Here is a 21,009-nt window from a genome sequence, read left to right as displayed (position 1 = left end):
CCGTCGCAGGGCTCTGCGGTCAGAGTTGACGGGCGGCCACGCACTGTCAATAGGCCCCGCTCAAGCACCCGATCCACCGGGATAGAGTCGGCCCATGGCCGATTACCACGATGATCTGCGTCTCGCCCACGTCCTCGCGGATGCCGCCGACGCCACCACCATGGAGCGGTTCCGGGCCCTGGACCTGAAGGTCGAGACCAAGCCGGACATGACACCGGTGAGTGAGGCGGACAAGGCGGCCGAGGAGCTGATCCGCGGCCACCTGCAGCGGGCGCGCCCACGGGACGCCATCCTGGGCGAGGAGTACGGCGTGGAGGGGACGGGCCCGCGCCGCTGGGTGATCGACCCGATCGACGGCACCAAGAACTACGTGCGCGGAGTACCCGTGTGGGCGACGCTGATCGCGCTGACGGAGGCGGGGCCGGGCGGCTACCAGCCCGTCGTGGGCCTGGTGTCGGCGCCCGCCCTGGGCCGCCGCTGGTGGGCGGCGAAGGGTTCGGGCGCGTACACCGGGCGCAGCCTTTCGTCGGCGACGCGCCTGCGGGTGTCGAAGGTGGCGGAGCTGTCGGACGCGTCGTTCGCGTACTCCTCGCTGGGCGGCTGGGAGGAACAGGGGCGCCTGGACGGGTTCCTGGACCTCACGCGCGCGTGCTGGCGGACGCGTGGCTACGGCGACTTCTGGTCCTACATGATGGTCGCCGAGGGCTCGGTGGACATCTGCGCCGAACCGGAGCTGTCCCTGTGGGACATGGCGGCACCGGCGATCGTGGTGCAGGAGGCCGGCGGCATGTACACCGGCCTCGACGGGAAGCCGGGACCGCACAGCGGTAACGCGGCGGCGTCGAACGGCCTCCTGCACGAGGAACTGCTGGGCCGTCTGAACCAGCGGCCCTGACCGGCCCCGGCGCGCACAGGCGGTGATGGCTTGTGCGCGCCAGGTGGTGCACGCCCCTTGTTGCGAGCCGCGCGGGCTGCCACTCTAAGAGTCCCCCCGCTTGTGAACTTGTGAACCCTTTCTCATGGGGTTCCTCAAGGAGGTGGCTCCGTCCATGCTCGTCCGTGACGCCATGAGCACGGTGGTCCTCACCATCGGCCCCGCACACACCCTCCGCCAGGCGGCCGCGCTGATGGCGGCGCGCCGCGTCGGCGCGGCCGTCGTCCTGGACCACGACACCAGCGGCCTCGGCATCCTCACCGAGCGAGACATCCTGGTCTCCGTAGGATCCGGCCAGGACCCGGACCTGGAGACGGCCGGCGCGCACACCACCACCGACGTCGTCTTCGCGGCACCGGACTGGACCCTGGCGGAAGCCGCCCAGGCCATGATCCACGGCGGCTTCCGGCACCTGGTCGTACTGGACGGCGACGGGCCGGTCGGTGTCGTCTCGGTACGCGACATCATCCGCTGCTGGGCACCCGTGCGGCTCCGTGAGGCCACACTGACGGCGGGCTAGCGGACACGCGAGAGGGCCGGCCCCCACGTACGGGAGCCGGCCCTCTGCTTACGACAAGCGATCCAGTGCTGTTCAGCCGCGCAGGGCCTGGACCGCGGCCTCCAGCCGCTTGCCGTAGTCCTCGTCCGCCTGGCGGAAGTTGTTGATCGCGCGCTCGGCGATGTCGTCGCGCGACACCTTGGCGATGAAGCCCGACAGGTTCGCGATCAGGCGCTCCTTCTCCTCCTCCGACATCAGTCGGTAGAGGTTGCCCGCCTGGACGAAGTCGTTGTCCTCGGCGTGGACGGGCGCCTCCTGGTCGCCGGTCACACCGGTGACCGGGACCGGCTGCCACAGCGGGCGGCCGGTCTGGTTGGGACCGCCGAAGCTGTTGGGCTCGTAGTTCTTCGCACCGGCGTGGCGGCCGTCGTACAGGAAGCCGTCACGGCTGTGCGTGCGCGCCTCGGCGGCGTGCGGGCGGTTCACCGGCAGGTGGTCGGCGTTGATGCCGACGCGGTAGCGGTGGGCGTCGCCGTACGCGAAGAGACGTCCCTGGAGCATCTTGTCGGGCGAGGGACCGATGCCGGGCACGAAGTGCGCCGGCGAGAAGATCGACTGCTCGACCTCGGCGAAGACGTTCTGCGGGTTGCGGTTGAGCTCCAGCTTGCCGATCTCGATGACCGGGTAGTCCGCGTGCGGCCACACCTTGGTGAGGTCGAACGGGTTGAAGCGGTACGTCGCGGCGTCGGCGGCGGGCATGACCTGCACGCCGACCGTCCAGGTCGGGTAGTCGCCGCGCTCGATGGCCTCGCGCAGGTCTCGCTGGTGGGAGTCGGGGTCCTCACCCGCGAGCTTGTTGGCCTCGTCCTGGGTGAGGCACTTGATGCCCTGGTCGGTCTTGAAGTGGTACTTGACCCAGAAGACCTCACCGGCCTCGTTGTTCCACTGGAAGGTGTGGGAACCGAAGCCGTCCATGTGGCGGTAGCTCGCCGGGATGCCGCGGTCACCGAACAGCCAGGTCACCTGGTGCGTCGACTCGGGCGACAGGCCCCAGAAGTCCCATACGTTGTCCGCCTCCTGGGAGCCGGTGTACGGGTCGCGCTTCTGGGTGTGGATGAAGTCGGGGAACTTGATGGCGTCCTTGATGAAGAACACCGGGGTGTTGTTGCCGACGAGGTCGTAGTTGCCCTCTTCGGTGTAGAACTTCAGCGCGAAGCCGCGCGGGTCACGGACGGCGTCGGCCGCACCGAGGTTGCCCGCCACGGTCGAGAAGCGCAGGAAGGTCTCCGTTTGCTTGCCGACCTCGGAGAGGAACTTCGCCCGGGTGTACCGGGTGACGTCCGCGGTCACCGTGAAGGTGCCGTACGCGCCGGCGCCACGTGCGTGGACCACGCGCTCCGGAATGCGCTCGCGGTTGAAGTGCGCGAGCTTCTCCATGAGCAGCTGGTCCTGGATCAGAACCGGACCACCGACGCCCGCGGTCTCGCTGTTCTGGTTGTCGGCGACCGGCGCGCCGGCCTCCGTGGTGAGCGGTCCCTGCGTCACGTGCGCCTCCTGCGTATGTCCTGCAATGTCTGCAAGTCCTGTCCCTTGGCTAATGCCGGCCCCGATCCTACAATGGACATTGTCTAAGTCAAGCCCACATCCAAAGCCACACCGATTCGGGACTTGGGTCCCCTGCTGTTAGGCTGGTTTTCATGAGTGACCTGTTGGAACGACTGCGCGGACGCGGCTGGCGTATGACCGCCCAGCGGCGTGTCGTGGCCGAGGTCCTCGACGGGGACCACGTCCACCTGACGGCCGACGAGGTGCACGCCCGCGCGGTGGAGCGGCTTCCCGAGATCTCCCGCGCGACGGTGTACAACACGCTGGGTGAGCTGGTGACGCTGGGCGAGGTCCTGGAGGTGTCCACGGACCGCCGCGCCAAGCGGTACGACCCGAACGCCCACCGCCCGCACCACCACCTGGTCTGCGCGCAGTGCGGCGCCATCCGCGACGTACACCCCTCGGGCGACCCGCTGGCGGACCTGCCGGCCACCGAGCGCTTCGGTTTCACGATCTCGGACGTCGAGGTCACGTACCGCGGCGTCTGCCCGAACTGCGCCTCCGCCTGACACCACGCGACACCGAAGCCCCCGGACGCCATCCGCGCCGGGGGCTTCGCCGTGAGGGCTGGGGCACGGGGGGCGGGGGCTCTGGAGAGCCGGGAACCTGGGGGCTGGGGAGCCTCTGGAGGGCCGGCGCGCTGGGGGGGCGGGGGCCCTGGGGCCGCGGGCGCTCGTGCCGGGATACGCCGAAGGCCCGGATCCTGATGGATCCGGGCCTTCGGTTTCAGTAGCGGGGACAGGATTTGAACCTGCGACCTCTGGGTTATGAGCCCAGCGAGCTACCGAGCTGCTCCACCCCGCGTCGGTGAACACAACCTTACGGGACCGCCTCGACCAGCGCAAATCCACGCGCGAGCCCCTGGGCGGCGGCCCGTGTGCGCGCTAGGCGGTGAGTTCCTGGTGCAGCGCCTCACTGAGCCGCGCCGCCCGTTCGGCGACCTCGGCGGGACCCAGCTCGACGGCGCGGGCGCACCAGCGGCGGCCCTCCGTCAGCTCGCCCCGGCGGGCCGCGAGCAGCGCCAGACGCAGGGCGGCCCGGCCGTGGCCCGCGCGTGCCGCGCGGGTCCACCAGAGCGACGCCTCCCGCTCGTTCCCGTCCCGGGCGAGCAGCAGCCCCAGGTTGAAGGCGCCGTTGCGGCTGCCCGCGTCGGCGGCCTCCCGGTACCAGCGGGCCGCCTCCGCGATGTCCCCGCGGGCGGCGGCCAGCATGCCGACCCGTACCTGGGCGCGGCGGTGGCCCTGCTCGGCGGCGCGCTCGTACCACTCCTCGCACTCGCTCTTGGGTGCCTGCGGCTCGCCGAGCGCGGGCGTCCCGGAGGGCGCCTGGCGGGCGTCGAGCACCGTGGCGAGACGGAACGCGGCCTCGGCGCTGCCGCCGCCGGCCGCGCACCGCAGATGGCGTTCGGCCTCCTGCTCGTCGCCGTCCCGGAGACGGGCGATGCCGACCTGGAGCGCGGCCTCGGTGTGGCCGGCCGCGGCGGCCCGCTCGTACCAGCACAGCGCCGTCTCGTCGTCGTCCCGACCCGCGTAGAGGATGCCCAGGTTGAACGCGGCGTCGACGCTGCCGGCCTCGGCGGCCTTGGAGAACCACGGCTCGGCGCCGTTCGGGTCGCCGCTCTGGAGGAGCAGGATGGCCAGGGCGTTGGCGGCCTCGCGGTGACCGGCGTAGGCGGCGCGGCGGTACCACTGCTCGGCCTGGGCGACGCGGTTCTGCGCGGCGAACAGCAGCCCGAGGTTGTACGCGCCGTTCACGTCGCCCGCGTCGGTGGCCGCGCGGTACCAGCGCTCGGCGGTCTGGTGTTCGCCCCGGGCGGCGTGCAGGGCGCCCAGCGCGTTGGCCGCGTTGCCGTCGCCGTCCTGGGCGGCGCGCAGCCACCAGACGGCGGCGCTCTCCTCGTCGCCCGCGTCACGGAGCAGGAACCCCAGCGCGCAGGCGGCCCGGGGCTCGCCGTCCTTGGCGGACGTCAGGTACCAGCGGCCGGCCTCCTTGAGCTCGCCCCGCCGTTCGAGGATGGCCCCCAGGTGCAGGGCGGCGCGGCGGTGGCCCCGGGCAGCGGCCTGCCGGTACCACTGCTCGGCGGTTTCCGTACCGGTGGTGGGCGCGGTGTCGTCGGCGGCCCGCGCCTGCGCCTGGCGCTCCAGGGTGCGGGCGAGGCGGTAGGCGGCCTCCCGGTGGCCCTGCTCGGCGGCGGCACGCAGCCACCGCTCGGCGCCCACGTCGCTGCGGTGCTCCAGCAGGTCGGCGAGGGCGTACGCGCCGAGGGCGTGACCCTGCTCGGCGGACTGGCGCAGCCAGTACTCGGCCGCCGGCTCGTCGCCGCGTTCACGGTGGTGGCGGCCGAGGGCGTGGGCGGCCGCGGCCGAGCCGGCCACGGCGGCGATACGCCACCAGCCGGCCGCCTCGTCGGCGTACCCGCGCTGGTGGAGGAGGACTCCCAGGTTGTTGGCGGCGGCGCGGTCGCCGTCGGCGGTGGCGGCACGCAGGTAGGGCTCGGCCGCGTCCAGGTCGCCGCGCCGGAGGAGCAGGGCCCCGACGACGCTCATGGCGGCGGTGTCGCCGTTCTCGGCGGCGCGGCGGTGACGCTCCTCGATCTCGACGGGGTCGCCGCTCTCAGCGCTGTCCATGGTGGTGGTCTCCATGGCAGCGTCGCTCATCACATCTGCGGCGCTTTCGGCGTGCCGCTGCACAAACCGCCCTGTCTCCAACAGAGTTGCCCTGTCCCCCATAATTCCCATCGTCGCACCACCTGCTACCCGCGTACACCTGGTATACCGCAGCCAGTGAGGTCACTTCAGCGTTTTGTCGACATGCCCACAGGGAGACAAGTCAAACACGTCTCGCCCCAACTGCCCCCGTCAGGGCCGTTCTTCACATGAGCGTCGGCGCCCACGAAACACGACAAGGGCCCGGATCCTGGAAGGATCCGGGCCCTTGCTTTCAGTAGCGGGGACAGGATTTGAACCTGCGACCTCTGGGTTATGAGCCCAGCGAGCTACCGAGCTGCTCCACCCCGCGTCGTTGTGTCACTACCGTATCACGGCCGGAAGGGCCCCCTGCCCGCCCCGAGGGACGGGCAGGGGGTGCCGCCGTGGTTCAGCCGCCCGAGGCGGGCTTGGCCGCCCCGGCCGTACCGGCGCCGGCCGCGGGCTTGGCCGCACCGGTCGCGGGCTTGTCGTCGGCGTTCTTGCCGGCGTCCGCCTTGCGCTGGGCGTCGGCCGCGGCGACCTTCTGCAACGCCTCGGCCAGCGCGTCCTGCGCCTTGCCGTACGCCGTCCAGTCGCCCTCCTTCAGCGCCGCCTCGCTGTCGGCGAACGCCTTCTGCGCGTCCGCGATCGCCTGCGCGAGCGCGGCCTCGCCGGTGGCCGGCGGCTTGGTCGGGTCACTCGGCGGCGGCGGCGTGGTGGGCGTCTCGCCCTCGACCCCGAAGACCGCGTTCAGCGCCTTGGCGAGGTTGTCCTCGAACACCGTGGTGTCCTTGGTCGTGTCGCCCGCCGGCTGGTCGGCGTCGACGTACGACACCGCCACCTTCCGCATCAGCGGATACGCGGCGTTGCGGCCCTGCGCGTAGATCGGCTCCACGTACAGGAAGCCACCGTCGAGCGGCACCGTCAGCAGGTTGCCGTACTGGATGTCGGAGTCGGCGCCCTTGAGGTCACGGACGAACTGGGCCACGGAGGGCAGGCTGTTGAGCTTGTTCTGGACCTGCGCCGGACCGGGGACGTCCTGGGTGACCCTGAGCAGCCTTATCCGGCCGTACTCCTTGCTGGTGGCGTCCGCGTCGACCGCCATGAAGCCACCCAGGTTGGGGCGGCCGTTCGGCGTGAAGGTCGTCGTCAGCGAGAACCGCTGCGCCGTGTCCCCGGGCATCTTCAGGCTCAGGTAGTACGGCGGAACGGCGTTGCCGTCCTTGTTGGTCGGGTCGTTCGGCACCTGCCAGGCGTCACTGCCGCTGTAGAACTGGGCGGCGTTCTGGACGTGGTAGCGGGTCAGCAGCTCGCGCTGGACCTTGAACATGTCCTGCGGGTAGCGCAGGTGCTCCCGGAGGCTGTCCTTGATGGCGCTCTTCGGCTCCACGGTGTCGGGGAACGCCTTCATCCAGGTCTTGAGGACCGGGTCCTTGGTGTCCCACTGGTACAGCTTCACCGTGCCGTCGTAGGCGTCGACAGTGGCCTTCACGGAGTTGCGGATGTAGTTGACCTGGTTCTGCTGGGCGACGACCGCGCGCGTCTGGTTGCCGGCGGTGAGGGAGTCCGTGGTGGTGTCTCCCAGCGTCGTCCGGGACGCGTAGGGGTAGCCGTTCGTGGTGGTGTAAGCGTCGACGATCCACTGGATGCGGCCGTCGATCACCGCCGGGTACGCGTCGCCGTCGATGGTCAGCCAGGGGGCGACCGCCTCCACGCGCTGCTTGGGCGTGCGGTTGTACAGGATCTGCGAACCGTCGCCGATGGCTCCCGAGTAGAGGATCTGCGGCTCGCTGAAGGCCACGGCGTAGGTGGCCCGGTTGAAGGCGTTGGCGAGGCTGATGCCGCCCTTGCCCCTGTAGCTGGTGGTCTTCTCGCCGTTCTCCTCGTAGTCGAGCTCCTTCTGCGGACCACCGACGATCGAGTACTGCTCGGTCTTCTCGCCGTAGTAGATCCGCTGCTCGTACTTCGGGAGCTGGCCCTTGGTCGGCAGGCCGGACTCGGTGAAGACCGGGGAGCCGTTGGCGTCCGTCGCCGTACCCGTGGCCATGATCGCGCCATAGCCGTGGGTGTACGTGAAGTGGTCGTTGATCCAGTTCCGCTTGGGAATGCCCTTGATGTTGAGCTCACGCAGACCGATGACCGTGTCCTTGCCCTGGTACCGGTCGACGTCGAGCGTGGTGGGGAACTGGTAGTACTTCCTCCGCTGCTCCAGCTGCTGGAAGGTCGGCGACACGATGTTCGGGTCGACCAGCCGGTAGCTGGCGGCCGCGTCGGCGTCGGCCCGCAGCTTGTCCTTGGCCTTGACCGTGGACTTACCGGAGTAGTTCTCCGGCTTCGTCTGGTCGATGTCGTACGCCTTGCGGGTCGCGTCGATGTTCTTCTCGATGTACGGCGCTTCCTTGGCCTGCTCGTTCGGCTGGACCTGGAACTTCTGCACGATCGCCGGGTAGAGACCGCCGATCAGGATCGCCGACAGGACCATGAGCCCGAAGCCGATCATCGGCAGCTGCCAGGTGCGGCGCCAGAGCGTGGCGAAGAACAGCACGGCGCAGATGGCCGCGATGCAGAAGAGGATGGTCTTCGCCGGGAGGTAGGCGTTGGCGTCGACGTACCGCAGACCCGTCCAGTTGCCGGTCGCCTTGAAGTCGCTGGACTTCACGGCCAGGCCGTACCGGTCCAGCCAGTACGCGATCGCCTTCAGCGAGACGAAGACGCCCAGCAGGACGGAGAGGTGACCGGTCGCCGCGGCGGTCGCGCGGGCGCCGGGGCTGGTGATGCGCAGCCCGCCGTACAGGTAGTGCGTCAGGGCCGCGGCGATCAGCGACAGCACGGTCGCGGCGAAGCCGAAGCCGAGCAGGAACCGGTACCAGGGCAGGTCGAACGCGAAGAACGACACGTCCAGCCCGAACTGGGGGTCCTTCTGGCCGAAGGGCACACCGTTGACCCACATCAGCCACGTGCGCCACTGCCCGGAGGCGGAGGCACCCGCGATCAGCCCGACCAGGGCGGTGATCGCCAGGAGCACCCACTTCTTGTACGGGGCCACTCCCATGCGGTACCGGTCGAGGCTCTGCTGCTCCAGCGACATCGCGCTCAGCGGCGGGCGCAGCCGGTGCGCGAGCCAGATGTTCAGTCCGACCGCCACGGCCATCAGCAGCCCGAAGACGGCGAACAGGCCGATCTTGGTCCACAGGGTGGTGGTGAAGACGGACGAGTAATTGACGGACCTGTACCACAGCCAGTCCGTCCAGAACCCGGCGAACATGACGAAGAGCATGGCCAGCACGGCCAGTACGCCCAGTGTCATGAGCAGGGTGCGGGCCCGCCGGGACGGCCGGCCGACTCTGATCCGTGGCCCGGTCGGGCCTCCGCCGCGGTCCGGCATCTGGAAAGCCAACGTGCGCCCCTCGAGTTAGCGGTCGTGTGGTGAAGCGGGCCCAGCGATCGTAGAGCCCACTCATGCAACTTACTGAAGCTTTACCTAGTTCCCGTCCCCGGGTCGAAAGGAGGCAGGATATTGACCATGTCCAACGTTTCCCCCTCAGGGCCCCCGATGGCCGCCAGCCCGCTGACCCGCGCGGTGCTCGAGATCGACGAGTACGCGTCCGGCCTCGGCTGGGACCAGCCGGCCCGGCTCTTCGCCCTCGTCGACACCGCGCAGCTGCGCTCCCAGGAGCCGGGGCTGGCCGCCCAGCTCGGCCTCGGTACCGACGAGGCCGCCGCCCCGCTCACCCCGATCGAGCAGGACGAGATCCCGGCCGACCGGCCGCTCGACGAGTTCCTCGGCACCGTCGCCTGGCCCGACGCCGTGGCCGGCTGCGCGATGACGGTGGAGCGGCTGATGCTCCCGCCGTCCGCCGAGGCCTCCGTCCCGGACGGTCTTGACGAGGCGGGCCTCGCCACGTGGGTCGCCGCCCACCCGGACCGCCAGGAGGTCCGCATGACGGTGGCGGTCCTCCGCGACGGCGCCCGGGAGTCTGCCCTCCGGCTGCGGGAGAAGGACTCCCCCACCGAGGTCCTCACCGGCGCCGACCTCGTCCCGGGCCTGGCCGAAGCCCTGGCCGCCACGTTCGAAGGCTGACGTCCCGCCGCCGCGCCCCGCGGACCGTCCCCGCCCGGGACGAGCCCGTCGGACGGGGAGGGTCCGGAGGCCGGGACCTTCCCGGTGGGGGCGGCTCGGCCGGGCCGGGGCCTTGATGGGAGCGGCTCGGCGGGGCCGGTCCAGCGGGGGGCCGGTCCGGAGGCGGCACCGGCCGCGAAGGACCGCCCGTGGGAGCCGGGCCGGTGGCCCCGCGTACCGGCCAGTGGCCACCCCGGGCCGGTGCGCGGGGCTGGCATGTCCGGAGGCCGGTGGCCTTGGGAGGACCTGACGCGGGGCCGCGGTGGGCCTGACGCGGGGGCGCGGTGGCCTGTGGGCGGCGCGGCTGGGGCGGGAGCCACAAGGTGTGCCTGCGGGCGGCGCGGCGGGCCGGGGGCCCGACGGGTAGGGGCCCGGCGGATGGGGGTGGCGGCTGCCGGCAGACGCCTCCCCCGAGCCGGAAGGACCGCCGCGGCTCCCCTTGGCCGCCTCCGGCCCGGGGAACACCACCGGTGCGAGGCGGGAGCTCGGCCGTGCCGGGGCCGGGGAGGGTCCGGCCGGGGGGCTGTGCCGACACGAGGGACTGGACGTGCCGGGAGCGCCGGGGAACCGGGCGCGGCCCGCGCGCGAGGGACGGGGGACGAAGCCGTCAGCTGGGCGAACAGCCGGGAAGGCCGGTGGTGACGCCCTTGCGGACCTTCTCCAGGGACGTCATCGCGTCCTTGATCGTATTCACCTTGATCAGGGTGAGTCCGTCAGGCGTGTCGGAGGCCGCGGCCGCGCAGTTGTCCGCCGGCGTCAGGAAGTACCTGGCGCCCGCGTTGCGCGCACCGACCAGCTTCATCTCGATACCCCCGATCGGGCCGACCTTGCCCGCGTCGTCGATGGTCCCGGTGCCCGCGACGAACTTGCCGCCCGTGAGATCGCCCGGGGTCAGCTTGTCGACGATCCCGAGCGAGAACATCAGGCCCGCGCTCGGGCCGCCCACGTCGGCGAGCTTGATGTCCACGGTGAACGGGAAGGTGTGGTCCGTCCCGGCCTGGATGCCGACGATGGCCCGGTCGCCTTCGTCGGACTTCTTGGTGGTGATGGTGACCTGCTGGGTGGTGGTGGGCTCCCGGCCCGCCTTCTCCGCCGCCGCCGCGTCCTTCGCCGGGACGATGGTGAAGACCACCGCATCCTTGGGCTTGTGCTTGGTGACGAGCTTCGCCACGTCCTGGGGCTCCTTGACCGGCGTACCGTCCACGGCCTTGATCAGGTCACCCGCGTGCAGCGTTCCCTCGGCGGGGCTGTTCTTCTGCACCGAGGAGACGACGACCCGGGACGTCACGGGAATGCCCAGCTGCCCGAGCGCGGCGACCTTGGCGCTCTCCTGGGACTGGCTGAACTCCTCGGCGTTCTCCTGGGTCGACTGCTCCTCGGTCTTGCCGTTCGGATAGAGGGTGTCGTGCGGCACCACGACGCTGTCGTGGGCCAGCCAGCCGTAGACCGCCTCGACCAGGTTCATCCTGTAGTCCGCACCGGTGACCCTGACGGTCGTCATATTGAGGTGCCCGGACGTGGGGTAGGTCTTGTGGCCGGAGATCTGCAGCACCGGCTCGCCATCGGCCTCGCCAAGAGTGTTGACCGTCGGCCCCGGGCTCATTTCCGAGTAGGGCACCGGAAAGAACACACCCGCGCAGAGCAGCGCGATGAGGACGAGGGTGGAGGCGAGCATCGTCGCGGTGCGGCGTGGCATGGAACGACAGTACGGGACGCGTGTGTCCGTGCACCCCTGGGGCCGGTCCGTCCGGGGGGAGGGGCGGGCGGGGGCGGGTCAGGCCGTGCCGCTGCCCGAGTGGGACTTCTCCATCACCTCGCGGAAGCGCGCGTAACCCGCCAGTTCGGCCACGTCACCCGTGGTCCGGTCCCGTGAGGCCCAGCTCCCCCATATCGCGGCACCGATGACAGCGAACAGCGGAATCATCAACCAGGCGAGGACTGCCATCGCGACCTCCCGTCCCCAATGAGCACAACGCACTGACTGATCAGCAGATTAACCATCCGTGTGTTCAACGCTCATGCCCGGGGTCGGGTTACGCAAATCGGGCGCTTGCTCACCGTCCGGATCGGGTCAGCAGGAACCGACCCACTCCTCGGTGCCGTCGGAGAAGCGCTGGTGCTTCCAGATCGGCACCTCGTGCTTGAGGTCGTCGATCAGCTTGCGGCACGCCGCGAAGGCCTCCGCCCGGTGCGGGCACGACACCGCGACGACCACGGCCAGGTCGCCGACCGCCAGGTCGCCCACCCGGTGGACGGCCGCGAGGGCACGCACCGGATGGTCCGCGACGACCTTCTCCGCGACCCGGCGCAGCTCCGCCTCGGCGGTGGGATGGCTGGAGTACCCGAGGGCGTCGACGTCGGCGCCACCGTCGTGGTTGCGCACCGTGCCCACGAAGAGGGCCGTTCCGCCGGCCGCGTCGTCGCCGACGGCACGGAAGACCTCGTCGAGGGAGAGCGGGGTGTCGCGGATCGCCAGCAGCCGGATGGGATCCGCCGCCGCGCGCTCGCCGGGGTGGTCGTACGTGGGTGCCATGCGGACCATCGTGCCGCACGGCACTGACATCGCGGAATAGCGTTTTCGACCTGCCCGGTCACGCGCGCCTTGGAGCCTCCTACAGGGCGTCGCTCCGGTGCCGCTACAGACCCCGCCGCTTGCGGACCCGGCGTACCAGGGCGGCGGTGCCCAGCAGGGCGACCGTCGCGCCGGCGGCACCCGCCGCCGTGGCGTCCTTGCGGCCGAGGCGGCGGCCCGCGACCGTATGGCGGCCCTCGACCTCCTCCAGGAGCGCGGCGAGGACCTCCTCGTTGGTCCACCGCGGCCGCCAGCCCGCGTCGTGCAGCCGCCCGACGCTGACCACCCACGGATGCATCGTGTACGCCAGGTCCCCGGCCGGCGAGGGGGTGAGCCCGATCCTGTGCAGCCGGGCCGCGGCGCCCAGAGCCACCGCGGAGGGCAGCTCCATGCGGCGGATGCCGCTCAGCTCCTCGACCTCCTCCTGCTCCAGCCAGCCGTCGCAGCCGACCACGAACTCGCCCTCCACCTTCTCCAGCGCCGCGTACTCCAGCGCGCTGACCAGGTCCTCGACGTGGCAGAACTGCCAGGCCGGCCGCGATCCGGCGACCACCAGCAGCCGGGGCGACTCGAAGTACCGGGTCAGCGCCGTGTCGGTACCGCCCACCAGGACGGCAGGGCGGACGACCGTGACGTTCAGGCCCGGGTGGGCGCGGGGCGCCCGGCGGGCCAGGCGCTCGATCTCCAGCAGGTCACCCACACCGGTGGCCTCGGCGGTGGCCCGGAGCTCGGCGTCCTCGGAGAGCGGGATGTCGTTGTCGGGCAGGGCCCCGTACACCATGGCGGAGGTGCACAGCACGACCCGGTGGACACCCGCGGCCGCCGCGGCGGTCAGCACGGTCTGGGTGCCGCGCACGTTGTACGCCGTACGGGCGGCGGCGTCGGTCTCCAGGTCGAGGTCGAGCGCCAGATGCACCACGACGTCGGCGCCGCGCAGCTTCTCGGCGATCGCCGGATCCCGCACGTCGAGGATCTGCCACTGCGCCTCGGAGACCTCGCCGCGGCGCTCGTCGATGGCGATGACCTGCTTGACCTCCTCGGACGCGGCGAGGCGCCGGGTGAGCAGGTCACCGAGGCCGGAGGCGGCGCCGGTGACCGCGACGACGGGGCCTCGGCCGGCGGACTGGGTTGAGTGGTTTCGCGCTGCGCGAACCTGCGGATCTGGGGAACTCACCGGGCGTCTCCAGCGGTTGTCTTCAGTACGTACGTGTATGACGCGTACGTACCAGGTGGCGTCCATCCTGCCCCAGGCCATGAGCCGGCGGAGCACCCGAGCCCACATCCGGCTCGGATGTCTACGCTGGTGGTGTTGTCGGGCAGCCGCCGTCGGCAGGAAGCCGGCGGCCCTACGAGCCGAGGAACCCCGTGAGTGACACCCCATTCGGATTCGGCCTTCCGCCGGAGGAGCCGGAGGACGGCGACGAAGGCAAGAAGAAGGGACCCGCCGAAGGTGGCCAGGGTGCCGGTGGCAACCCCTTCGGGGGGTTCGGCGGCATGCCGGGCGGCGGGGACAATCCTTTCGCCGCGATGTTCGGCTCGCTGAACCCCACGGACCTGGGGGCGGCCTTCCAGCAGCTCGGCCAGATGCTGAGCTATGAGGGCGGTCCCGTCAACTGGGACATGGCCAAGCAGATCGCCCGCCAGACGGTCTCCCAGGGCACGCCCGACGGCACCAAGGACGCCAGCGTCGGCCCGGCCGAGCGGGCGGCCGTCGAGGAGGCCGTACGCCTGGCCGACCTGTGGCTGGACGGCGTGACGTCCCTGCCGTCGGGGGCGAGCACCGCCGTGGCGTGGAGCCGCGCGGAGTGGGTCGAGGCGACGCTGCCCGCCTGGCAGCAGCTGGTGGACCCGGTCGCCGAGCAGGTCGGGGCGGCCATGGGGAACGTGCTGCCGGAGGAGATGCAGGCCATGGCGGGCCCGCTGATCGGCATGATGCGCTCCATGGGCGGCGCCATGTTCGGCCAGCAGATCGGCCAGGCCGTGGGTGTCCTCGCCGGTGAGGTGGTCGGTTCCACCGATGTCGGGCTGCCCCTGGGGCCGGCCGGCAAGGCCGCGCTGCTGCCGCTGAACGTGGCGGCGTTCGGCAGGGACCTGGGGGTGCCCCAGGACGAGGTGCGCCTGTACCTGGCGCTGCGCGAGGCCGCTCACCAGCGGCTCTTCGCGCACGTGCCGTGGCTGCGCTCGCACCTGTTCGGCGCGGTCGAGGGGTACGCCGGCGGGATCAAGGTCGACACCAGCAAGCTCGAGGACGCGGTCGGCGGGCTCGACCCGTCCAACCCGGAGCAGTTGCAGGAAGCCCTCCAGCAGGGCATGTTCCAGCCGGAGGACACCCCGGAGCAGAAGGCCGCGCTGGCGCGCCTGGAGACGGCGCTCGCGCTGGTCGAGGGCTGGGTGGACGCGGTGGTGCACGAGGCCGCCAAGACCCGGCTGACGTCGGCGGGCGCGCTGCGCGAGACGCTGCGCCGCCGCCGCGCCTCGGGCGGCCCTGCCGAGCAGACCTTCGCCACGCTCATCGGGCTGGAGCTGAGGCCGCGCCGGCTGCGGGACGCCTCGCGGCTGTGGGCGTCGCTCACGGACGCGCGCGGTGTCGACGGCCGGGACGGTCTGTGGGCGCACCCGGACATGCTGCCGACGGCGTCCGACCTCGACGACCCGGACGGCTTCGTCCACCGCGAGCACCTGGACTTCACGGAGCTCGACAAGATGCTCGGCGAGGCCGCCGGGCGGGACGAGCGCGACCAGGGTGAGGACGACTCCGACAAGTGAGCCTGCACGACGACGCCGTCCTCGTACTGAAGGGGTACGAGGACCAGCCGGATCTGCGCCAGGTCTACCTGGACCACCTCGCCGCCCACCCGGACGGGATGTGGAAGGCGTGCGAGGCCGGGCACGTGACGGCCAGCGCGCTCGTGGTGGACCCGGAGCGCGACCGGGTGCTGCTGACCCTGCACAAGAAGCTGGGCATGTGGCTCCAGATGGGCGGCCACTGCGAGCCGGGCGACGGGACGGTCGCCGGGGCGGCGCTGCGGGAGGCCACCGAGGAGTCCGGTGTCCCCGGCCTGGCGCTGCTGCCGGGCGGGCCGGTGCGGCTGGACCGGCACGCGATTCCGGCGCCCTGCCATTGGCACCTCGATGTGCAGTACCTGGCGATCGCTCCCCCGGACGCCGTGGAGGCGATCAGCGAGGAGTCGCTGGACCTGCGCTGGTTCGGTTACGAAGAGGTAGCGGCCGTGGCCGACACGTCCGTCGTCCGGCTGGTCGAGGCGGCCCGAGCGGCGCTGTAGGACATGGTCCATCCAGGACATCGGTAAGGGGCGGTCCCTGTGGGGAACGCCCCTTACCCATGCGGGCCGGTCAGTTCCAGGCGTTGTTCTGGTTCTGGGCGTGGGCACCGTGCTGACCGACCCCGAACTGGGCGCCGAGGCCCTGCCCGATCCCGGCGTTCTGCGGCGGCATGACCTCACTGGGCTGGACGAGCGCGAAGCCCTGGCCCAGGAAGCTCAGCTCCCAGCCCTCCCCGGTGGTACCCCGGCGGCGGCGCACCTGGGAGGAGTGGGTCTGCGCCTGCATCTGTACGCGCAGCGACGACGACCAGGCGACGATCGCGTCGGCGTCGGCGTTGACGTACTTGTCCGGCGTGACGTGCATCATCAGCGGCTGCCCGGAGGTCATCAGGGCGACCTTGCCCCGGCCGGAGATGTTCAGCTGGTACTTGCCGGAGCCGGAGATGCCGTACTGGCTGTCCACGGCGATCACTTCGGTGTGCAGTGTGGAGTCCAGCGCCAGCACATAGGCGCTGTCCACGGTGAGGCCCTCCTGGTCCACGTCCACGACGTGGATGTACTGGGCCAGGTTGGCGAAGTAGACGGTGCCCTGCCCCGAGCAGCGCATCAGGTCCAGGCCCTCACCGGTGTGGGCGCGGGCGCGGCGCTGGTTGTTGTTCTGGTGCTCGCCATCGAAGTCGATCAGCCCCTGGTAGGCGACCATGGCGCCCTTGCGGGCGAGGACGTCGTCGTGGCCGGTGAGGGAGACCCGCAGGAGCTGCGGGTTCTGCACGACGTACCGCTCCTGGCTCTGCTGTTCGGTGTTGCTGAAAAGCGGGCTTTGCATGGTAGTTCTCGCTCCCCCTCAGCCCCGGATCCGCAGGCGGTCGGTGCTGTCCTCGCTCGGCTGTACGACGACGATGCCCTGCCCCGAGAAGGCCATCTGGTACGCCTCTCCGCTGCCCCGCCCGATCAGGGAGGAGGCCTTGAAGCTGCGCTTGCCCTTGACCTTCAGCGTCGGCGACCACGCCACGAGCGCGTCGGGGTCGACGTACGTCTCGTCCTCGCCGCGGCCGCAGTCGACCACGACAGGGGTGCCCCGCGACGTCAGGGCGACCCAGCCGGTGCCGGCGAACCGGACGTTCCACAGGCCCTGCCCGGCGAACTTGGCCATGCCCTTGACCCTTTCGGCGCCCCACTGGAGGTGGGCGTCGAAAGCCAGCACATTGGTTCCGTTGACGGAGAGCCCGTCGTTGTCGAGGTTGATGACGACGACGTCGGCGCCGTAGTCGGCCAGGTAGAGCAGACCGTCGCCGGAGCACTTCATGACCGGTGCGCCCTCGCCGGTCACCCACTGGGAGGCGATCTGGCGGACGGCGGGCGGGTTCGGCTCGTACTGGACGAAGCCCTCGTAGGCGACGACGGAGCCGGTGCGTGCGTACAGGTCCTGGCCGGAGGCCATGGCGACCTTGAGCATGTGGCTGCCGTGGTTCTCCATCCGGGCCACGACAGGGGTCGGGGCGAAGCCCGCGAGTTGCTGGTTCATTGTTCGGGCTCCTTCAGACCTCGTAGGGCTGGACGACGATGAAGTTGCCGGGGGCGCCCCGGAACTGGAGGTTGACGGTCTCCCCGCTGTGGCCCGGGTAGGCGTTCCGGCGCAGCCGGACCTGGCTGGAGAGGATCACCTGGGAGGCGGCCGACCAGGCGACGACCGCGTTGCAGTCCGCGAAGGTGGTCGGGGTGACCGGCAGGACGACCGGGACGCCGTGGGTCTTCACGACGACCGTGCCGGTGCCCTGGAAGTGCATGGTGAACAGCGCCCCGCCGGGGATGCCGTGGCCCTCGATGCGCCGGACCTCGTACTGCAGCGACTCGTCGAAGGCGAGAACGTTCTCGGCGGAGACGCAGATGCCGTCGCCCTGGAGCTCGATGGGGTGCAGCTGGGCGCCGTTCTCGGCGAGGAACACCTGGCCTCGTCCGGTGCAGCGCATCAGCTGCATCTCCTGGCCCGTGGCGTTGCCGACGATACGGCTGGAGAAACCGGCGCCCTTGTAGCCGAAGTCGACCTTGCCCTGGTACATGACCATGCTGCCCTGGCGGGCCAGGACGGGCGTGCCGCCCATGGCGAGGTCGACCCGCATGAGCTGCTGGTTCTGCGGAGTCCAGCGCTGGCCGGTGGCGGTCTCGCGGTACTTCTGGAGCGCGGCCTCCAGTCCGGCACCGGTCTGCGGGGCGCCCTGGGGAACGCCCTGGGGCATACCGGGCGGCATCCCGCCGGGAGACGTGCCCATGTGCGGCTGGTGGCCGTAGGGCTGGGCGTACTGCTGGCCGTAAGGCGCGGGCGCGGGCTGGCCGTAGGGCGGGGCTCCGTGCGGCGGCGGCTGGCCCGGGACCTGGCCGTACTGCGGCTGCTGGGGCGCGGCCGGCTGCTGGGGCGGCTGGCCGTACGCCGACGGGGCGCCGGGCGGCGGGGTCGGCGCGGCCGGCGCCATCGGAGCGGCGAGCGTCGGCGCGGTGTGCACGGGCTGCGCGGGGGTCGGCGCGGGGGCGGGGGCGGGGGCGGGGGCCGGGGCGGCGGGGACGCCGAACGACGGCGCGGGCTGCGGCGCCTGCGGCGCGACCGGGGCGGCGGGCGCGGCGAACGGCGGGGGTGCGAAGGACGGCGCCGCGGCCTGCGCCGGCTGCTGCGGAACGGCGGGCTCCTCCTCGGCGACCTCACCGCCGAAGTTCCTCAGCAGCGCCTCCAGCCCCCCGTCGAAGCCCTGCCCCACGGCGGCGAACCGCCATACGTCCTTGAGGTAGAAGTCCCCGAGCATCACCGCGCGCTCGGTGCTGAACTCCGAGCCGTCGAACGCGTACCGGGCGACCTCCTCGCCGCCCGCGACAATACGGAGGTAACCGGGTCCCACCTGCGACATCTGCCCGGCACCGTCGATCGTCGCGGTGAAGGACAGCCTGTGGACGTGCGGCGGGACGCGGTCGAGCGTGACACGGAAGGACTCGGTGTCACCGGCCTGCGCGCCGAGCAGCTGAATGGACCCCTCGGGCGACTTCGGCTGGTTGAAGAAGACGAAATACCGGTCGTCCGAGAGCTGGTCATCGGCATCCAGGCCGAAGCAGCTGATGTCGAAGGTCAGACCTGGACCGGCGATCTGCACGCCCACGTACAGGTCGGTTCCGGGTGTGAGATCGCTGATCCTGGCCTTGTGGCCCCGTTGGAATTCCCTGGCCATGCGTAACGACCGTCCCCCATCCCGATGCTGAACACGTCGCGCCAGGCTAACGGCTGGCGACGACAATGAGCCAAGCCGGGACTGTTTCGGTACAGGATCGACGAACGTCACTCTCCGTGAGCGTTCGGGCGGTGCGGCAGCCGGGCCGCCGCGACGACTCCCTCGAGGTAACCGCGGGCCCGCTCGGTGCGGGGGTACGCCTCGAGCAGCCGCCAGAACCGCGGCCCGTGCCCGGGGACCAGCAGATGGGCCAGCTCGTGGACGAGTACGTAGTCGACGACGTACTCCGGCATGCCCTGCAGCCGGTGCGACAGGCGGATGCTGCCCTCCGCCGGGGTGCAGGAGCCCCACCGGGTGTTCTGATTGGTCACCCACCGCACGGACGTCGGTCTCGCCCTGCCGTCGAAGTACTGGGCGGACAGGCGCTCCGCCCGCTCGGTCAGCTCCGTGTCGCCGAGGACGCGCTTGCTCTCCTGGGCGGCGAGCTTGTCGAGCATCACGTTCACCCAGCGCCGCTCCTCCGCCTCCGACATCCGGGCGGGGATGAGCACGATGGTCCGGTCGCCCTCACGGTAGGCGGACACGGTCCGGTTGCGACGGGAGCTCCTGCGGACCTCGACCGCACTCGTCCCCGCGCTGCGGGGCGGGCCGTTTGTCGGACTGCGCTGAGGGTCGGCGGGCACGCCCCGACGTTACCCGCTGTCAGCGGGGGAAGTCCCGCCTCCCGAACGGTTCGCGTCTGATCCATCCACAGCCTGCACCATTTGAACGACTAATGCTCCGGCCTGTGGACAACTTTCCGCGGCGGCGGCCGGCGCCGGGGCATTCTGACGCCGGGAGATCAACGAAGATCGCCGGAGTTCGCCAGAGATCGCCGACGGTCGATGAGGATCACGGGGGGCGGATATGCATCCGATGCTGAAGCCGGCGTTGCGACGCGCTTGGCGGAATCTGCAGTTCGTGCAGTTCGGGGCGGCGCCGGCGCACGCGGTGGTGGTCGGTCCGGTGGACACGACCACGGGCAGTCTGCTCACGCTCTTCGACGGGACGCGGGGGCTGCCGCTGCTGCGCGAGGAGGCGCGGGCCCTGGGGTTGCCGGACGGGCGGCTGGAAGCACTGCTGGACCGGCTGGCGGAGGCGGGGCTGCTGGACGACGCGGCGTCCGGCGGCCCCGCGGCCGACGCGTTGCGGAAGGAGGGCGGCGCATTCGACCGGCTGCGCGCCGATCTGGGGTCACTGTCCGTCGTCCACCGCGAGCCGGGCGGTGCCGCGCGGCGCCTGGCGGCGCGGCGGGGCATGCGGGTGCAGGTGAGGGGCGCCGGGCGGGTGGGCGCGAGCATCGCCGCTCTGCTGTCGGCCTCGGGGGTGGGCCGGGTGGAGGTACGGGACGGTGGGTGCGTCGAACCGTGGGACGTGACGCCCGGTGGGCTGCCCGCGGAAGCGGTGGGTGAGCGACGCGACGCGGCTGCCCGGCGGCTGGTGGGGCGGTCGGCCCCGGGTGGCCGCGCGGCGCGGGACGGCGGGGCGGCGGGGTCGGAGCCCGGGCTGTCACTGGTCGTGGTCGCTCCGCGGGACGGCCTGGCGGCGTACGCCCCCGACCCGGTGCCCGCCGACGACTGGGTGGCCACCGGCACTCCTCACCTGTACGCCGGGGTGATCGAGGCGACGGGTGTGGTGGGCCCGCTGGTGCTGCCCGGCGGCACCGCCTGCGCGGGCTGCGTGGAGCTGGAGCGGTCCGACCGGGACCCGGCGTGGCCGCGGATGCTGGCGCAGTGGCGTTCGGGGCGCCGGAGCAGAGTCCCGGCGTGCGACCAGGGCCTGGCCGCTTCGGTGGCGGGGCTCGCGGCGGCGCATGCGGTGTCCTTTCTGGACGGGGAGCTCCCGGCGAGCACGGGCGCCCGCTGGGAGGCGTCGCTGCCGTTGCTGGAGTGGCGCGCGGAGCGGATGTCGCCTCATGCGGGCTGTCCCTGCGGGGCTGGCCGGAGACCGGAGGGGATGCGCGCCTCCGTGCCCGCGAGCGAGCAGGACACAATGGCCGGGTAACCGCGGTCGGCGAAGCGACGCGTACGGCAAACGCGGCACGGCAGTCTGGGATT

General features: G+C 71.6%; 18 protein-coding genes and 2 tRNA genes. 7 read left to right on the top strand and 13 right to left on the bottom strand.

Annotation, left to right across the window (positions count from 1 at the left end; all coding sequences use genetic code 11):
- Window positions 1–94 precede the first annotated feature (94 nt).
- Window positions 95–895, top strand: a complete 801-nt coding sequence (gene hisN, locus ABD347_RS27875; RefSeq protein ID WP_344366385.1) for a histidinol-phosphatase — start codon at window positions 95–97, stop codon at window positions 893–895.
- A gap of 154 nt (window positions 896–1,049) precedes the next feature.
- The gene (locus ABD347_RS27870) at window positions 1,050–1,454 is read left to right on the top strand and encodes a CBS domain-containing protein (RefSeq protein WP_344366383.1); all 405 of its coding nucleotides are present in this window, start codon (window positions 1,050–1,052) and stop codon (window positions 1,452–1,454) included.
- Between the two features lie 72 nt (window positions 1,455–1,526).
- On the opposite strand, the gene ABD347_RS27865 is transcribed toward ABD347_RS27870, so the two are convergent.
- Window positions 1,527–2,978, bottom strand: a complete 1,452-nt coding sequence (locus tag ABD347_RS27865) for a catalase (RefSeq protein ID WP_344366381.1) — start codon at window positions 2,976–2,978, stop codon at window positions 1,527–1,529.
- Window positions 2,979–3,130: 152 nt separating this feature from the next.
- On the opposite strand from ABD347_RS27865, the gene ABD347_RS27860 reads away from it, so the two are divergent.
- On the top strand, window positions 3,131–3,547 hold the full coding sequence (locus ABD347_RS27860; protein ID WP_344366378.1) for a Fur family transcriptional regulator: 417 nt from the start codon (window positions 3,131–3,133) through the stop codon (window positions 3,545–3,547).
- A gap of 221 nt (window positions 3,548–3,768) precedes the next feature.
- On the opposite strand, the gene ABD347_RS27855 is transcribed toward ABD347_RS27860, so the two are convergent.
- The 4 genes from ABD347_RS27855 to ABD347_RS27840 all read right to left on the bottom strand — a co-directional run bounded on the left by ABD347_RS27855 (window position 3,769) and on the right by ABD347_RS27840 (window position 9,110).
- A tRNA-Met gene (locus ABD347_RS27855) sits at window positions 3,769–3,842 on the bottom strand.
- Between the two features lie 80 nt (window positions 3,843–3,922).
- Window positions 3,923–5,695 (bottom strand): tetratricopeptide repeat protein, encoded by a 1,773-nt coding sequence (locus tag ABD347_RS27850; protein ID WP_425575786.1) that lies wholly within the window; start codon window positions 5,693–5,695, stop codon window positions 3,923–3,925.
- A gap of 287 nt (window positions 5,696–5,982) precedes the next feature.
- A tRNA-Met gene (locus tag ABD347_RS27845) sits at window positions 5,983–6,056 on the bottom strand.
- 78 nt (window positions 6,057–6,134) lie between these two features.
- Window positions 6,135–9,110: a UPF0182 family membrane protein gene (locus ABD347_RS27840; protein WP_344366407.1), complete on the bottom strand. Its 2,976-nt coding sequence runs from the start codon at window positions 9,108–9,110 to the stop codon at window positions 6,135–6,137.
- A 138-nt stretch (window positions 9,111–9,248) separates the two neighbouring features.
- Here ABD347_RS27840 and ABD347_RS27835 point away from each other — a divergent pair, with 138 nt between their 5' ends.
- Window positions 9,249–9,806: a PPA1309 family protein gene (locus ABD347_RS27835; protein ID WP_344366373.1), complete on the top strand. Its 558-nt coding sequence runs from the start codon at window positions 9,249–9,251 to the stop codon at window positions 9,804–9,806.
- A gap of 646 nt (window positions 9,807–10,452) precedes the next feature.
- On the opposite strand, the gene ABD347_RS27830 is transcribed toward ABD347_RS27835, so the two are convergent.
- The 4 genes from ABD347_RS27830 to ABD347_RS27815 all read right to left on the bottom strand — a co-directional run bounded on the left by ABD347_RS27830 (window position 10,453) and on the right by ABD347_RS27815 (window position 13,591).
- Window positions 10,453–11,541, bottom strand: a complete 1,089-nt coding sequence (locus tag ABD347_RS27830; protein ID WP_344366371.1) for a YlbL family protein — start codon at window positions 11,539–11,541, stop codon at window positions 10,453–10,455.
- Between the two features lie 78 nt (window positions 11,542–11,619).
- A complete protein-coding gene (locus ABD347_RS27825; RefSeq protein ID WP_344366370.1) occupies window positions 11,620–11,790 on the bottom strand; it encodes a hypothetical protein in 171 nt (56 codons plus the stop codon).
- A gap of 126 nt (window positions 11,791–11,916) precedes the next feature.
- Window positions 11,917–12,378: a molybdenum cofactor biosynthesis protein MoaE gene (locus tag ABD347_RS27820; RefSeq protein WP_344366367.1), complete on the bottom strand. Its 462-nt coding sequence runs from the start codon at window positions 12,376–12,378 to the stop codon at window positions 11,917–11,919.
- 103 nt (window positions 12,379–12,481) lie between these two features.
- On the bottom strand, window positions 12,482–13,591 hold the full coding sequence (locus ABD347_RS27815) for an SDR family oxidoreductase (protein ID WP_344366365.1): 1,110 nt from the start codon (window positions 13,589–13,591) through the stop codon (window positions 12,482–12,484).
- 191 nt (window positions 13,592–13,782) lie between these two features.
- Between ABD347_RS27815 and ABD347_RS27810 the strand changes: the two genes are divergently transcribed.
- The gene (locus ABD347_RS27810; RefSeq protein ID WP_344366363.1) at window positions 13,783–15,183 is read left to right on the top strand and encodes a zinc-dependent metalloprotease; all 1,401 of its coding nucleotides are present in this window, start codon (window positions 13,783–13,785) and stop codon (window positions 15,181–15,183) included.
- Window positions 15,180–15,701 carry an NUDIX hydrolase gene (locus ABD347_RS27805; protein ID WP_344366362.1) on the top strand — a complete coding sequence of 174 codons (522 nt, stop codon included), beginning with the start codon at window positions 15,180–15,182 and terminating at the stop codon, window positions 15,699–15,701. The genes ABD347_RS27810 and ABD347_RS27805 overlap by 4 nt, the downstream gene beginning before the upstream one ends.
- A gap of 70 nt (window positions 15,702–15,771) precedes the next feature.
- Here the strand turns inward: ABD347_RS27805 and ABD347_RS27800 are convergent, their stop codons facing one another.
- From ABD347_RS27800 to ABD347_RS27785, 4 genes are all read right to left on the bottom strand, one after another.
- Window positions 15,772–16,527 carry an AIM24 family protein gene (locus tag ABD347_RS27800; RefSeq protein ID WP_344366361.1) on the bottom strand — a complete coding sequence of 252 codons (756 nt, stop codon included), beginning with the start codon at window positions 16,525–16,527 and terminating at the stop codon, window positions 15,772–15,774.
- 18 nt (window positions 16,528–16,545) lie between these two features.
- Window positions 16,546–17,226 carry an AIM24 family protein gene (locus tag ABD347_RS27795; protein ID WP_344366358.1) on the bottom strand — a complete coding sequence of 227 codons (681 nt, stop codon included), beginning with the start codon at window positions 17,224–17,226 and terminating at the stop codon, window positions 16,546–16,548.
- 13 nt (window positions 17,227–17,239) lie between these two features.
- Window positions 17,240–18,913 (bottom strand): TerD family protein, encoded by a 1,674-nt coding sequence (locus ABD347_RS27790; RefSeq protein ID WP_344366357.1) that lies wholly within the window; start codon window positions 18,911–18,913, stop codon window positions 17,240–17,242.
- A gap of 107 nt (window positions 18,914–19,020) precedes the next feature.
- Window positions 19,021–19,596 (bottom strand): M48 metallopeptidase family protein, encoded by a 576-nt coding sequence (locus ABD347_RS27785; RefSeq protein ID WP_344366356.1) that lies wholly within the window; start codon window positions 19,594–19,596, stop codon window positions 19,021–19,023.
- A gap of 223 nt (window positions 19,597–19,819) precedes the next feature.
- Here ABD347_RS27785 and ABD347_RS27780 point away from each other — a divergent pair, with 223 nt between their 5' ends.
- Window positions 19,820–20,956 (top strand): ThiF family adenylyltransferase, encoded by a 1,137-nt coding sequence (locus ABD347_RS27780; protein ID WP_344366355.1) that lies wholly within the window; start codon window positions 19,820–19,822, stop codon window positions 20,954–20,956.
- Window positions 20,957–21,009 lie beyond the last annotated feature (53 nt).

It is taken from the genome of Streptomyces gobitricini (genome assembly GCF_039532985.1).
In the GTDB taxonomy this organism is placed as follows: Bacteria; Actinomycetota; Actinomycetes; order Streptomycetales; family Streptomycetaceae; genus Streptomyces; species Streptomyces gobitricini.
The sequence above is the reverse complement of the archived record's forward strand: the minus strand, read 5'-3'. Positions and strand labels throughout refer to the sequence as shown.

Coding starts and splice junctions, on each gene's coding strand:
- ABD347_RS27870 (WP_344366383.1), top strand. CDS start 1,050: ATGCTCGTCCGTGACGCCATGAGCACGGTGGTCCTCACCATCGGCCCC.
- ABD347_RS27790 (WP_344366357.1), bottom strand. CDS start 18,913: ATGGCCAGGGAATTCCAACGGGGCCACAAGGCCAGGATCAGCGATCTC.
- ABD347_RS27825 (WP_344366370.1), bottom strand. CDS start 11,790: ATGGCAGTCCTCGCCTGGTTGATGATTCCGCTGTTCGCTGTCATCGGT.
- ABD347_RS27780 (WP_344366355.1), top strand. CDS start 19,820: ATGCATCCGATGCTGAAGCCGGCGTTGCGACGCGCTTGGCGGAATCTG.
- ABD347_RS27835 (WP_344366373.1), top strand. CDS start 9,249: ATGTCCAACGTTTCCCCCTCAGGGCCCCCGATGGCCGCCAGCCCGCTG.
- ABD347_RS27820 (WP_344366367.1), bottom strand. CDS start 12,378: ATGGCACCCACGTACGACCACCCCGGCGAGCGCGCGGCGGCGGATCCC.
- hisN (WP_344366385.1), top strand. CDS start 95: ATGGCCGATTACCACGATGATCTGCGTCTCGCCCACGTCCTCGCGGAT.
- ABD347_RS27800 (WP_344366361.1), bottom strand. CDS start 16,527: ATGCAAAGCCCGCTTTTCAGCAACACCGAACAGCAGAGCCAGGAGCGG.
- ABD347_RS27860 (WP_344366378.1), top strand. CDS start 3,131: ATGAGTGACCTGTTGGAACGACTGCGCGGACGCGGCTGGCGTATGACC.
- ABD347_RS27840 (WP_344366407.1), bottom strand. CDS start 9,110: ATGCCGGACCGCGGCGGAGGCCCGACCGGGCCACGGATCAGAGTCGGC.
- ABD347_RS27830 (WP_344366371.1), bottom strand. CDS start 11,541: ATGCCACGCCGCACCGCGACGATGCTCGCCTCCACCCTCGTCCTCATC.
- ABD347_RS27795 (WP_344366358.1), bottom strand. CDS start 17,226: ATGAACCAGCAACTCGCGGGCTTCGCCCCGACCCCTGTCGTGGCCCGG.
- ABD347_RS27850 (WP_425575786.1), bottom strand. CDS start 5,695: ATGAGCGACGCTGCCATGGAGACCACCACCATGGACAGCGCTGAGAGC.